Below are 12,998 nucleotides of genomic sequence, written 5' to 3' on the forward strand. Positions count from 1 at the left end.
GGTTGCCATGCGCTGGGTCTGCATTCTCTTCCCGCAATTGGCGCTGGACGCGGTACTGCGTCAGCGCCCCGATCCCGATGAACCGTTGGCGCTGCTGACGGGCCCGGCACAACGACGGGTGCTGCAAGCGGTCAACGCTCCGGCGCGGGCGCTGGGCTTACGTCCGGGCCAGTCGATGACTGCCGCGCAAGCCTTGAGCAAAGGCTTTGTCACGGCCGAATACGACGTCGCCGAGATCGAACACTGGCAGCAGTTCCTGGCGGCCTGGGCCTATCGCTTCAGCTCTCAGGTCAGCGTGCATTACCCGCGTGCCGTAGTGTTTGAGATCGAGTCCAGCCTGGGGTTGTTCGGGCCTTGGCCGCAGTTCGAGGCGAGGTTGCGTGCCGAACTCGGCGAACTGGGCTTTCGTCATCGCATCGTCGCCGCGCCCAACCCGGTGGCTGCGCGGGTGTTGGCCAACGTGTATGACGGTCTGGTGGTGCCGGACGATCAAGCCTTGCGCTATCACCTTGGGCAATTGCCGGTCGATCGGGTTGCCCTGGAACCGGCGGTGGCCACGGCGTTGTCGCGCATGGGGCTGCGCACCTTGAGTCAGGTGCAGGCGTTGCCGCGCAATAGCCTGGCGCGACGGTTCGAGGCACAGGTACTCAAGCACTTGGATGCGCTGTTCGGCGAGCGGCGGCTGGCGCTGGCGTTCTACCTGCCGCCGGACCGGTTTGATGTGCGCATCGAGCTCAATTTCGATGTGCAGTCCCATCAGGCGCTGCTGTTTCCGTTACGTCGCTTGACCGGCGATCTGTCGGCCTTCCTCTGCGGCCGCGACAGTGGCGTCCAGCGTTTTGATCTGCACCTGGAACACGCCGGTTTGCCGGACACGGTGATCAAGGTCGGCCTGCTCAGCGCCGAGCGCGATCCGGCGATGCTCTTCGAACTGGCCCGGGGGCGGCTGGAGCAGGTGCAGGTCGAGGCCCCGGTGCGCGGTTTCCGGTTGCGCGCCGAAGACCTGCCGAGCTTCGTCCCGCAGCGTCAGGAACTGTTCGACGACCGTCCGCAGCAGTCCTTGCCCTGGGAGCAACTGCGCGAACGCTTGCGCGCACGGCTCGGCGATGACGCGGTGCACGGCTTGCGCTTCCAGGCCGATCACCGACCTGAGTGCGCGTGGCAGGCACGGGCCGACAGTCAACTGTGTGCGGGCTTGGCGGGGGTGCAGCGTCCGGGCTGGTTGCTGACGGAGCCGCAAGCCGTACACGAAGGCTCGACGCGGATCCTCATGGGGCCGGAGCGTATCGAGTCCGGCTGGTGGGACGGCGATGACGTGCGCCGCGATTACTACCTGATCGAAACCCGTTCCGGCCAGCAGGGCTGGGCCTACCGTGCAGTGGGTGAGGGCGGTCCGCTGTGGCTGCAAGGCTGGTTTGCATGAGCGTTGAATATGCGGAGCTGCACTGTCTGTCGAACTTCAGTTTCCAGCGCGGTGCGTCCAGTGCCCTCGAACTGTTCCAACGGGCGAAAAAGCACGGCTATCAAGCGCTGGCGATCACCGATGAATGCACCCTGGCCGGCATCGTCCGCGCCTGGCAAGCGGCCAGGTCGGTGGAGCTGCCGCTGATTATCGGCAGCGAAATACGCATCGAGGACGGTCCGAAACTGGTGCTGCTGGTGGAAAACCTTGAGGGTTACCAGAGCCTGTGCCGGTTGATTACCCGGGCGCGGCGCCGTACCCAGAAAGGCCAGTATCAGGTGCTGCGTGAGGACTTCAGCGAGCCGATGCCAGGGCTGTTGGCGTTGTGGGTGCCGGACGCGCTCGATGATTTTGCCAGCGGTCACTGGCTGAAACAGACGTTCACCGAGGGCCTGTGGCTGGCGGTGCAGTTGCATCGCGGGCAGGACGACACCCGGCGACTGGACGCACTGCTGAGCCTGGCGCGTGAGCTGCGGATTCCAGCGGTGGCCAGCGGCGATGTGCACATGCACACCCGTGGACGGCGCGCCTTGCAGGACACCATGACGGCGATCCGTCATCACCTGCCGGTGGCCGAGGCCGGGTTGCGGCTGCATCCGAACGGCGAGCGGCATGTGCGCAGCCTCGATGCCCTGCAAGCGATCTACCCGCAAGCGCTGCTCGATGAAACGCTGACCATTGCCCGGCGCTGCACCTTTGACCTCGGTCAGTTGCGTTATCAGTATCCCCGCGAACTGGTGCCGGAAGGCCAGACAGCCACGTCCTGGCTGCGGCATCTGACCGACGAGGGGATTGCATGGCGCTGGCCCGATGGTCCGCAAGCCAAGGTGCTGGTGCAGATCGACAAGGAGCTGGAGCTGATCGCCGAGCTGGGCTATGAAAGCTACTTCCTCACGGTGCACGACATTGTGCGATTCGCCCGTGAGCAACAAATCCTCTGTCAGGGTCGTGGGTCTGCGGCGAATTCGGCGGTGTGTTTTGCCTTGGGCATCACGGAAATCGACCCGGATCGCACCACGCTGTTGTTCGAACGCTTTCTCTCCAAAGAACGCAATGAACCGCCGGACATCGACGTCGATTTCGAACACGAACGGCGCGAAGAAGTCTTGCAGTATGTGTTCCAGCGCTATGGCCGGACCCGCGCCGCGCTCACGGCGGTGGTCAGCACCTATCACGCGGCCGGCGCGGTGCGCGACGTGGCCAAGGCCCTGGGGTTGCCGCCGGACCAGATCAACGCTTTGGCCGACTGTTGTGGCCACTGGAGCGATGTAACGCCTCCCGTGGATCGCCTGCTTGAAGGCGGTTTTGACCCCGAGAGCCCGGTGCTGCGCCGGGTGCTGAGTCTGACCGGGCAACTGATCGGTTTTCCTCGGCATCTGTCCCAGCACCCCGGCGGTTTCGTGATTTCCGAGCAGCCGCTGGACACTCTGGTACCGGTGGAAAACGCCGCCATGGCCGAGCGCACCATCATCCAGTGGGACAAGGACGATCTGGACGCGGTCGGGTTGCTCAAGGTCGATATTCTGGCCTTGGGCATGCTCAGCGCGATCCGTCGCTGTTTTGATCTGCTGCGCCGTCATCGCCATCTGGACTTGAGCCTGGCGACGATTCCGGCCGAAGACTCGCCCACCTACGACATGATCGGCCGTGCCGACACCATCGGCGTGTTCCAGATCGAATCCCGCGCGCAGATGTCGATGCTGCCCAGACTCAAGCCCCGCACCTTCTATGACCTGGTGATCGAGGTGGCGATCGTCCGCCCGGGGCCGATTCAGGGCGGGATGGTGCACCCGTACCTGCGCCGCCGAAACAAGGAAGAACCGGAGGTTTACCCGTCCCCGGCACTGGAAGTCGTGCTCAAACGCACCCTGGGCGTGCCGTTGTTCCAGGAACAGGTGATGCAGATTGCGATTGTCGCCGCCGACTACAGCCCCGGCGAGGCCGATCAGTTGCGTCGCTCCATGGCCGCCTGGAAACGCCATGGCGGACTCGAACCGCACAAGGATCGACTGGCCGCCGGGATGAAGAAAAACGGCTACACGGCCGAGTTCGCCGCGCAGATCTTCGAACAGATCAAAGGCTTCGGCAGCTACGGTTTCCCCGAGTCCCACGCCGCCAGTTTCGCCTTGCTGACCTACGCCAGTTGCTGGTTGAAATGCCACGAACCGGCGGCCTTCGCCTGTGCGCTGATCAACAGCTGGCCCATGGGTTTCTACAGCCCGGACCAGATTCTGCAGGACGCGCGTCGGCATCATTTGCAGATTCGTCCGGTGGACGTGCGCGCCAGTGACTGGGATTGCAGCCTCGAACCGATCACTGGCGCGCAACCGGCGATTCGCATGGGGCTGCGGATGATCAAGGGCTTTCGCGAGGACGATGCCCGGCGCATCGAGGCGGCGAGGGCGAAGGGAATATTTGTCGACATCGCCGACCTAGGCGAACGCGCGCGGCTCGATGCCCGTGCCCAGGAGCAACTGGCCGATGCCGGTGCGCTACGGGGCCTGGCCGGTGACCGTCATCGGGCGCGCTGGGAAGTGGCGGGGGTGCAGAAGCAGCTCGGTTTGTTTGCCGGTTTGCCGAGTCAGGAAGAACCTGCGATCTATCTGCCCAAACCCACGGTGGGCGAGGATTTGCTGGCCGATTACAACAGTGTCGGCACCACCCTCGGCCCGCATCCGCTGGCGTTGCTGCGCGGTGAGTTGAAAGCCCGGCGTTGTCGCAGCTCGAAAGAACTGATGGAGGTCGAACACGGGCGACCGGTCAGCGTCGCCGGGCTGGTCACCGGTCGGCAGCGGCCGGGTACGGCCAGTGGCGTGACCTTCGTTACCCTGGAAGACGAGTTCGGCAACATCAACGTCATCGTCTGGCGCGACCTCGCCGACCGGCAACGAAAGGTCCTCGTCGGCTCGCAATTGCTCAAGGTCGATGGCCGCTGGGAAAAGGAAGGCGAGGTGCGACACCTGATTGCCGGACGCTTGAGCGACCTGAGCCCCTTGCTGGACGGCATCAGCGTACGCAGCCGCGATTTCCACTAATCCTCAGCCATGCACAACCCCTGTAGGAGCTGTGTAGGAGCTATGTAGGAGCTGTCGAGTGAAACGAGGCTGCGATCTTTTGATCTTGTTTTTAAAAAAGCAAAGTCAAAAGATCGCAGCCTCGTTTCACTCGACAGCTCCTACAAAGGGAGTGTGGTTGCCAATCTACTGGCGCCAATAAAAATTAAACACTGTCCACGATGATGGCACTTTGGCATAATGCCGGCCGCCGACGTCCCGCACGTCGATGATCGATTCGATTCCCCCTCGCTTTTTCGCCGCTGCCCCCCGCAGCGGTTGGCTATGGCCGTGCCGGGATAAACCGTTTTTTCAGAAGGAATGCACAGTGAGAATGATCTCTCGGATGTTGGTATCGGCGGCAGCGATTGCCCTTTTGGGCAGCATGGCCGGGTGCGCCACCGAAAGCTCGCGCGCCTTGCCGGTCGCCAAAGTCGAAAGCGCCAGCGTGGCGTATGCCGGTGTTCGCGTACCGATGGCGGTCGGCAAGTTCGACAACCGTTCGAGCTACATGCGCGGGATCTTCTCCGACGGCGTGGATCGTCTCGGCGGTCAGGCCAAGACCATCCTGATCACTCACTTGCAGCAAACCAACCGCTTCAGCGTGCTGGACCGCGACAACATGGGCGAGATCCAGCAGGAAGCCGCGATCAAGGGCCAGTCCCAGCGCCTCAAGGGTGCTGACTTTGTGGTCACCGGTGATGTCACCGAGTTCGGCCGCAAAGAGACCGGCGATCACCAGCTGTTCGGCATTCTCGGTCGCGGCAAGACCCAGGTGGCCTACGCCAAGGTCAACCTGAACATCGTCAACATCAGCACGTCCGAAGTGGTTTATTCGACTCAGGGCGCAGGCGAGTACGCCTTGTCCAACCGTGAAATCATCGGCTTCGGCGGCACCGCTGCCTACGATTCGACCCTCAACGGCAAAGTGCTCGACCTGGCCATGCGCGAGGCGATCAATCGCCTGGTGGACGGGATGAACGCCGGGGCATGGAAACCGGGTAACTGATCAAGGTTGATGACAAGGAGCGGTAAAAGCATGTTCAAGACATATGTGTCGTGGGCGCTGATGGCGTCGACATTGCTGGTCAGTGGCCTGTTGGGCGGTTGCGCCGGCCCGAAAACCCTTTATCAGTGGGAAAGCTACCAGCCGGAAGTCTACGAGTACTTCAAGGGTGAAGAGCCCAAGGAAGCCCAGGCCGAAGCGCTGGAACGCGACCTGCAGAAGATCCGGTCGACCGGCAAGACGCCACCGCCTGGCTACCACGCTCACCTGGGTTTGTTGTACCTGAGCATGGGCAAGGACGATCAGATGGTGCAGCAGTTCAGGACCGAGAAAACCCTGTTTCCCGAGTCGACGCCGTACATGGATTTCCTGCTTAAAAACGCCAAGACCGGAGACACCCAATGATTACGCGCGCATTGAAACTGATGGCCGGGTTGCTGGCGCTGGCGCTGCTCGGTGGTTGCGTCAGCCCCAAGACCGTGGACTATTCGGCGTACAAGCAAGCCCGTCCGAAAACCATTCTGGTGCTGCCGCCGCTGAACAACTCGCCGGACGTCAAGGCGTCCTACAGCATGTTGTCGCAGGTCACGTACCCGTTGGCGGAAGCCGGTTACTACGTGCTGCCGATCACCCTGGTCGATGAGACATTCCGTCAGAACGGCCTGACCACACCGGCGGACATTCACCAGGCACCGGCCAACAAGCTGCAGGAAATCTTTGGTGCCGACGCGGCGCTGTACATCACCGTGACCGACTATGGCACTCGCTACATGATTATCAGCAGCGAAACCGTGGTGACCGCCACCGCGAAACTGGTCGATCTCAAGAGCGGCACCACCCTGTGGACCGGCTCGGCTCGGGCGTCGAGCGAAGAGGGCGGCAACAACGGTGGCGGTGGTCTGGTTGGCATGCTGATCACGGCAGCGGTCAAGCAAGTGATCAACAGCTCCACCGACGCCGGCCACCCGATTGCCGGTGTGACCAGTGCGCGACTGCTGTCGGCCGGGCAACCGGCGGGCTTGCTGTACGGACCGCGTTCGCCGAAATACGGCACTGACTGATCTCCACACTCCTGTAGGAGCTGTGTAGGAGCTGTGTAGGAGCTGTCGAGTGAAACGAGGCTGCGATCTTTTGATCTTGCTTTTAAAAAGATCAAGATCAAAAGATCGCAGCCTCGTTTCTCTCGACAGCTCCTACAGGGTTTTTGTGTGACCGCTACTTGGCCTCAGGCCAAAACCGCTCCCCACCTCCAGGCGCATCCGTCCACGCCTGCAATGACCGCGTCGGCAAATCGAAATAATCGCGCGTCCGCGCATAGCCATGCCCACCCATGCGCCCGATCGCGTCCAGCCCCAGCTGATCGATGTACAAGGTTTTCGGGTCGATCAATTCGTCCCGCACATGCGCCATCAACACTTCCCCAAAGATAATCTCCCGCGACTGTCCGATGGACAGCGCCATCATCCGCCGACACTCCAACGCCACCGGCGCCTCGCCAATGCGTGGGCATTTGACCGTGGTGCCGGCAATCGCCGTCAGCCCTGCCGCCGTCAGCTCATCGAAGCCGGGAGCAAACGGCACCGCGCACACATTCATCGCCTCCACCAGCGCATCGCTGACGATGTTGACGGTGAATTCCTGATTGAGCTGGATATTGCGGGTGGTGTCCTTGGGGCTTTGATCGCCGTAGTTTTCCACGCCCAGCGCGAGGATTGGCGGGTCGGCGGACAGCGCATTGAAGAAGCTGAACGGCGCGGCATTGATCCGGCCTTCGCCGTCAATGGTGGTGACCAGCGCAATCGGCCGAGGCACCACGCTGCCGATCAGAATCTTGTATTTGTCCCGTGCACTCATTTTGCTGAAGTCGAAGCTTTGCATAGGCAGACATCTCTAAAGAAGGGGATCAATTGCGCTCAGCGGCGCGTGTGCGCTGTAGTCGTCGGCGAACGGAATGGCCGGTTTGAACAGGGTTTTCCAGTCCGGTTGGCCAAAGGCCCGGTTGCTGTGGCTGCGCATCAGTTTTTCGAATTGTTGTTGGGCCTGGCGTTGCAGGGCGGGGTAGTCGACGCCCTGGACCTGGCCTTCCTGCATGACACAGCGGCCGTCGATGTAACTGGCGATGCAGTCATCACCGCGACCGGCCAGCACCAGGTTTTTCAGCGGATCGAACAACGGCCCCAGGTGCAAACCACGAAGGCTGAACACCGTGATGTCCGCCTTGGCTCCGGTTGCCAGACGGCCGATATCGTCGCGGCCCAAGGCTTTGGCGCCGCCGAGCGTGGCGGCGTTGTACATGTCCAGCGTGCTGGTCAGAGCGCTGCTGCCTTCCATCAAACGTGCGATGTTCAACCCCTGGCGCATGTTCTCCAGCAAATCCGCCGGCCAGGTGTCGGTGCCCAAGGCGAAGTTGATGCCCCTGGCCCGATAACGGCCAAAGGAATTCAGCGCCTCACCGTCACGGGCAAACACCACGGGGCAATGCACCAGACTGGCGCCGCCATCCACCACCCGTTGCAGGTCGTCGTCGCCTGAGGTGTAGATGCCGTGGGGCAGCAGGCTGCGCGGAGTCAGTAGCTCTAATCGCTGCAACCAGCGCAGCGGCGACACCCCGCGCAGGTGCTCGACCATCGCCACCTCGCCGAGCCCTTGGCAGCAATGCAGACGCATTGGTGCGTTCAGTTCGCGACTGAGTGCGGCGGTGCGTTGCAGCAGCGCCGGGGTGCAGGTCTGGATGCGATCCGGTAACAGCGCACCACGAATCAAACCGTCGTGCGATCCCTCGAAATCATGGAAAAACCGAACTGCCGCATCGAGCCCGGCCATTCCCCGCGCTTCATCCCACTGATGCCCGAGGGTGCCATCGGCACGCCAATAACTCATGCCGCTCATGTAGCAGGGGCCAAGGTAAGTCCGCAGCCCCAACTCGGCAGCCACGCCAGCGACGGCAGCAAATTCGTCGTAGGTTTCGGCCCACTCGCGGTAATACATCGAAGTGATCGGCATCGCTGTGGTGATGCCGTTGCGGATCAACTGGGTGAAGGCGTAGCGGTATTTGAAGACTTCTTCATCGGGGTTGAAACTCTCACGCGGACCTGTCGCCAGATAGTCCTCGGACCACATCCGGCCCATGTCGCGCTCATCGCCGTTGTCCAGCGTCAGCACCGTGGAGTCGAGATCGCCCAGCGCATCCAGATCGATGAAACCCGGGCCGATCAGCGCGTTGCCATAGTCGATCCATTGATCCACTGGCCCCGCATAACCACGCCCGACAAACAAAATGCTCGAACCTTCGAACACCACTTCGCCGTCGCGCCACAGCACGTGCTGCGTCCCGTCGAACCCGACCACGCAACTGGCCTTCAGACCGATGCGTTTCACAAGCGACTGTCCAGCAAACGGCCGCCCGAGGCGATCAACTCGCCACCGCGATAAACCTGCCGCACCGGTCGAGAAACTACGGCCTCGCCCAACGTCTGTACCGGCATCAGCAGGAAGTCCGCCGGCTGGCCGATCTCCATCCCGTAAGCTTCACAGCCCAGCGCCCGGGCACCGTTCACCGTCGCTGCTTCAAACGCAGCGGCCAGTTCATCGTCCTTGTTCAAGTCAAAGCGGAAGGCCAATAACATCGCCCGCTCCAGCATGTCGCCGTTGCCCATCGGCGACCACGCATCGCGAATGCCGTCCGAACCCAGGCAGACATTCACGCCTGTTTCACGCAACGCGAGGAACGGCGGCACCGCGCAATCGGCCGGAGCCGAACTCATCAGAGAAATCTTCAAGGCCGCCAAGCGTTCGGCCACCGGTTTCACCTGACTCCACGGCAACATCCCCAGGCAGTAAGCATGACTGATCATCACCCGACCTTGGCGCCCGTAGCGCTCGGTGTAGTCGGCGATCAACGCGATTTGCCACAGGCCCAGTTCACCTTTGTCGTGCAGGTGAATGTCGATGCCACGCTCGAATTCACTGGCCAGCTTGAACACGAAGTCGAGCTGCGCGACCGGGTCGTTGTCGATGCCACACGGGTCGAGGCCGCCGACGTTTTCCACGCCCAGCGCCATGGCTTCGCGCATCAGTTCGGCGGTGCCGGGACGGCTGATCAGGCCGGTTTGCGGGAACACCACCAGTTGCAGGTCGATCAGGTCGCGGTAGGTTTCACGAAGCTGTTGCATGGCCTCGACATGGCGCAAGCCGAATTCCGGGTCGATGTCGACGTGGCAACGCATCGTCAGCGAGCCACGGGCGATGCAGTTTTCCAGCAGGGCGCCGGCACGTTGGGCGATGGGCGCGTCGACTTCACGCAGAACGCGGCGCTCGTTGGCGATGTAGTCCTTGAGCGTCGACCCAGCGCTGTTTGGACGCCAGGGTTGGCCCCAGAGGGTTTTGTCGAGGTGGACGTGGCTTTCCACCAGGGCTGGGGTGAGGAGCTGGTGTTGGCCGTCGATGTCGGTGGCGGCCAGGGCCGCAGTCGATGCCGGACGGCGTTGTTTGAACAGGCCGTTTTCGATCAGCAGGTCTTCGGCGGGTGAGCCGTAGAGGCGTACGTTGCGTAGCCAGCGGGGTTGGGTCATCTAAACCTCGAATTCTGTGTTGTTTGGGCGGGCCTCTTCGCGAGCAAGCCCGCTCCCACATTTGGAATGCGTTCCCCTGTGGGAGCGGGCTTGCTCGCGAAGGCCGCGACTCGGTCCCGGATCAGCCCTTGAGCTTTGACCAAACCCGATCCTGCAGCTCCCGCGCCTTGTTGCTGCACTCTTTTTCCGGGCGCAAGCGCGAGGCGAATTCGTCGGGCATGTTGATGGCGTCCATGACTTTCCACTTGGCGTCCAGCAGCTTGTCGCTCTGGATGCCGTTGGCGTAGGCAATGGCATTGGACACGGCGGCGGCGTTTTCCGGTTTCATCATCCAGTCGATGAAAATCTTCGCGTTGTCCGGATGCGGCGCGCTTTTCGGCACGGCGAAGTTGTCCTGGAACATCGCCAGGCCTTCGCGCGGGTACACGTACTTGATGGTGCTTTTCTGCAACGTGGCCCGTGCGGTCGAGCCGTTCCAGTTCTGCATCATGATCACTTCACCGGAGGCCATGCGGTCGACGGTGTTGTCCGAGCTGTACATCTTCAGGAACGGTTTCTGTTTTTGCAGCAGTTCGAGGATGCGCTTGGCGTCCTGCGGATTTTCGCTGCATTCGTCGACGTTCAAGTAATGGCTGGCCGCGTTGATTACGCTGCTGGAAGTGTCGAGGGCGGCGAGTTGTCCTTGCAGTTCCTTGCGCGGTTCGAAGAACTCTTTCCACGAGTCATCGAGCTTGCCGCCAGGCACCCGCGCGCTGTCATAGGAGAACCCGGTGGTGCCCCACAAGTACGGCGCGGAGAACTTGCGGCCGGGGTCGAATACCGGGTCGCGGAACGCGGGTTTCACGTATTGAAAGTTGGGCAGGGTGGAGGCGTCGATTTGCAGCAGCAAGTTCTGGTTGATCAAGGTGCGCATGATCGACTGCGACGGCACGATCACGTCATACGCCGCGCCCCCCGCCTGCAACTTGGCCAGCAGGGTTTCGTTGCTGTCGTAGCCGTCCATGGTGACCTTGATCCCGGTCTCCTTTTCGAACTTGGCCAGCAAGTCGACCGGGTAATAATCGGTCCAGTTGTAGAAGAACAATTCCTTGGGCTCGGCGGCCTGTGCGGTGAACGCAGTAAGTGCGGTGAAGCAACTCAGGGCCAGACCGGTGACGGCGAAACACATTTTTTTCATTTTCATGTTTTTGTGCGCTCCAGGATTATTGGTTTTTGCCGCGCTGTCCCAGCCAGAAGGCCAGCACCACCAGCACGATGGAAATCACCAGCATCAGGGTCGAGATCGCGTTGATCTCCGGCGTCACGCCGGCCTTGATCGCCGAGAAGATGTACACCGGCAAGGTGGTCGAACCCGGCCCGGCGACAAAGAAAGTCATGATGAAATCGTCGAGGCTGACCACGAACGCCAGCACCGAACCGGACAGCACCGCCGGCCACAACAGCGGCAGCGTGACCCGGCGAAATACCTGCCACGGGTTGGCGTACAAGTCGTTCGCCGCTTCGAGCAGGCTCTTGTCCAGATCATTCAGGCGTGCGCGAATCGGCAGGTACGCGAAAGGAATGCAGAAGCCGACGTGCGCGACGATCACCGTCAGCAAACCGAGCTTGATTCCCAGCGCCATGAACAGCAGCAACGTGGCCACTGCGGTGACGATCTCCGGCAGGATCAGCGGCAGGTTGATCCCGCCCTCGACCATCTTCTGCCCATAGAACGGCCGGTACGTCGCCAGCGCCGCGAGCAGGGCAATCGCCGTGGCGCAGACCGTGGCGATGCTGGCGACGATGATCGAGTTCAACGCTGCGGTCTGGATCGACGGGTTGGCCACAATTCTTGCGTACCAGTCGAACGAGAACTCGGTCCACACCGTCGCCGAGCGATTGGCGTTGAAGCTGTAGGCGATCAGCACAAAGATCGGCACGTACAGATAGGCCAGGATCAGCAGGCTGACTTCGCGGGTCAGCGGCAGTTTTTTCAGGTGCAGGGCAATCATGCGGTGGCTCCCCGACGTAGCGTTTTGGCGGCGCTGCGGCTATAGAGCGCATAGCCCACCAGCGACAGCAGCAGAATCCCCAGCAACAGGAACGACAGCGAACTGCCCAGCGGCCAGTTGCGCGCGGTGCCGAACTGTTGCTGGATCAGGTTGCCGATCATCAGCGTCTTGCCACCGCCGAGAATCGCCGGGGTAATGAAGGCGCCGAGGCTCGGCACAAACACCAGCAGCGCACCGGCAATCACCCCCGGCATCGACAGCGGCAGGATGATCCGCTTCAGCGCGTGCCAGCGATTGGCACCGAGGTCGTAGGCGGCTTCTACCAGGCGCCAGTCGAGTTTTTCCAGGGTCGAGTAGATCGGCAAAATCATGAACGGCAGGAAGCTGTAGACCAGCCCGACGCTGACCGCGAAGTCGTTGTAGAGCAGGGTGATGCCGCCGGCCTGCGGGAACAGCGCGTTGAGGCTTTGCGCAACCCAGCCGTGCTCGCGCAGGATGATCAGCCACGCGTAGTTGCGGATCAGCAGGTTGGTCCAGAACGGAATGGTGATCAGCAAGACCATGAGGTTGCGTCGACGCGGGGTCAGGCTCGACATCCACAACGCCACCGGAAAGCCGAACAGGAAGCACAGCAACGTGGTGCCGCCGGCCTGGAACACCGAGCGCAACAACGCTTGGGCGTAGACCCAGTTCAGTTCCAGTTCGCCGTCGAATCCCTCCTGGAAAAACAGTTGCACGTAGCTTTGCAATTGCCAGTCGGCCTGCCAGTCGACGCCGCCATACACGTTGCGTGGCAACAGGCTGATGTAGCCCATGATGCCCAGCGGAATGGCGATCAATGCCAGCAAAGTCAGAACCACCGGGCTGAGCAACAGCACGCGGTTGAGGGCGGGAGAAGTGCTGCTGACGCTCATC

General features: G+C 61.9%; 11 protein-coding genes. 5 read left to right on the forward strand and 6 right to left on the reverse strand.

Translation table 11 applies throughout. The features are described from left to right. Positions 1 to 7 precede the first annotated feature (7 nt). From ACA049_RS13355 to ACA049_RS13375, 5 genes are all read left to right on the forward strand, one after another. Positions 8 to 1,423: a Y-family DNA polymerase gene (locus tag ACA049_RS13355; protein ID WP_497336129.1), complete on the forward strand. Its 1,416-nt coding sequence runs from the start codon at positions 8 to 10 to the stop codon at positions 1,421 to 1,423. Continuing rightward, a complete protein-coding gene (locus ACA049_RS13360) occupies positions 1,420 to 4,497 on the forward strand; it encodes an error-prone DNA polymerase (RefSeq protein ID WP_497336131.1) in 3,078 nt (1,025 codons plus the stop codon). Before ACA049_RS13355 ends, ACA049_RS13360 begins: the two co-directional genes overlap by 4 nt. A gap of 352 nt (positions 4,498 to 4,849) precedes the next feature. Further along, on the forward strand, positions 4,850 to 5,524 hold the full coding sequence (locus tag ACA049_RS13365; RefSeq protein ID WP_497318266.1) for a CsgG/HfaB family protein: 675 nt from the start codon (positions 4,850 to 4,852) through the stop codon (positions 5,522 to 5,524). A gap of 60 nt (positions 5,525 to 5,584) precedes the next feature. Next, positions 5,585 to 5,926, forward strand: a complete 342-nt coding sequence (locus ACA049_RS13370; RefSeq protein WP_497318264.1) for a DUF4810 domain-containing protein — start codon at positions 5,585 to 5,587, stop codon at positions 5,924 to 5,926. Next, positions 5,923 to 6,582, forward strand: a complete 660-nt coding sequence (locus ACA049_RS13375; protein ID WP_497336133.1) for a DUF799 domain-containing protein — start codon at positions 5,923 to 5,925, stop codon at positions 6,580 to 6,582. Before ACA049_RS13370 ends, ACA049_RS13375 begins: the two co-directional genes overlap by 4 nt. Before the next feature lie 154 nt (positions 6,583 to 6,736). Here the strand turns inward: ACA049_RS13375 and ACA049_RS13380 are convergent, their stop codons facing one another. The 6 genes from ACA049_RS13380 to ACA049_RS13405 all read right to left on the reverse strand — a co-directional run bounded on the left by ACA049_RS13380 (position 6,737) and on the right by ACA049_RS13405 (position 12,997). Continuing rightward, positions 6,737 to 7,399 (reverse strand): flavin reductase family protein, encoded by a 663-nt coding sequence (locus ACA049_RS13380; protein ID WP_497336135.1) that lies wholly within the window; start codon positions 7,397 to 7,399, stop codon positions 6,737 to 6,739. A 12-nt stretch (positions 7,400 to 7,411) separates the two neighbouring features. After that, on the reverse strand, positions 7,412 to 8,899 hold the full coding sequence (locus tag ACA049_RS13385) for an amidohydrolase family protein (protein WP_497336137.1): 1,488 nt from the start codon (positions 8,897 to 8,899) through the stop codon (positions 7,412 to 7,414). Then, positions 8,896 to 10,092 (reverse strand): amidohydrolase family protein, encoded by a 1,197-nt coding sequence (locus ACA049_RS13390; RefSeq protein WP_497336139.1) that lies wholly within the window; start codon positions 10,090 to 10,092, stop codon positions 8,896 to 8,898. Before ACA049_RS13390 ends, ACA049_RS13385 begins: the two co-directional genes overlap by 4 nt. A 121-nt stretch (positions 10,093 to 10,213) precedes the next feature. After that, entirely contained in the window at positions 10,214 to 11,275 is a 1,062-nt protein-coding gene (locus tag ACA049_RS13395) for an extracellular solute-binding protein (RefSeq protein WP_497336141.1), read from the reverse strand. Between the two features lie 19 nt (positions 11,276 to 11,294). Next, positions 11,295 to 12,083, reverse strand: a complete 789-nt coding sequence (locus tag ACA049_RS13400; RefSeq protein WP_438659045.1) for an ABC transporter permease — start codon at positions 12,081 to 12,083, stop codon at positions 11,295 to 11,297. Next, complete coding sequence (locus tag ACA049_RS13405; protein ID WP_497336143.1) at positions 12,080 to 12,997, reverse strand: ABC transporter permease; 918 nt, start codon at positions 12,995 to 12,997, stop codon at positions 12,080 to 12,082. The genes ACA049_RS13400 and ACA049_RS13405 overlap by 4 nt, the downstream gene beginning before the upstream one ends. Position 12,998: the final 1 nt, after the last annotated feature.

It is taken from the genome of Pseudomonas sp. LBUM1662, from assembly GCF_059695915.1.

Coding starts and splice junctions, on each gene's coding strand:
- ACA049_RS13405 (WP_497336143.1), bottom strand. CDS start 12,997: ATGAGCGTCAGCAGCACTTCTCCCGCCCTCAACCGCGTGCTGTTGCTC.
- ACA049_RS13375 (WP_497336133.1), top strand. CDS start 5,923: ATGATTACGCGCGCATTGAAACTGATGGCCGGGTTGCTGGCGCTGGCG.
- ACA049_RS13390 (WP_497336139.1), bottom strand. CDS start 10,092: ATGACCCAACCCCGCTGGCTACGCAACGTACGCCTCTACGGCTCACCC.
- ACA049_RS13400 (WP_438659045.1), bottom strand. CDS start 12,083: ATGATTGCCCTGCACCTGAAAAAACTGCCGCTGACCCGCGAAGTCAGC.
- ACA049_RS13370 (WP_497318264.1), top strand. CDS start 5,585: ATGGCGTCGACATTGCTGGTCAGTGGCCTGTTGGGCGGTTGCGCCGGC.
- ACA049_RS13360 (WP_497336131.1), top strand. CDS start 1,420: ATGAGCGTTGAATATGCGGAGCTGCACTGTCTGTCGAACTTCAGTTTC.
- ACA049_RS13380 (WP_497336135.1), bottom strand. CDS start 7,399: ATGCAAAGCTTCGACTTCAGCAAAATGAGTGCACGGGACAAATACAAG.
- ACA049_RS13365 (WP_497318266.1), top strand. CDS start 4,850: ATGATCTCTCGGATGTTGGTATCGGCGGCAGCGATTGCCCTTTTGGGC.
- ACA049_RS13355 (WP_497336129.1), top strand. CDS start 8: ATGCGCTGGGTCTGCATTCTCTTCCCGCAATTGGCGCTGGACGCGGTA.
- ACA049_RS13395 (WP_497336141.1), bottom strand. CDS start 11,275: ATGAAAATGAAAAAAATGTGTTTCGCCGTCACCGGTCTGGCCCTGAGT.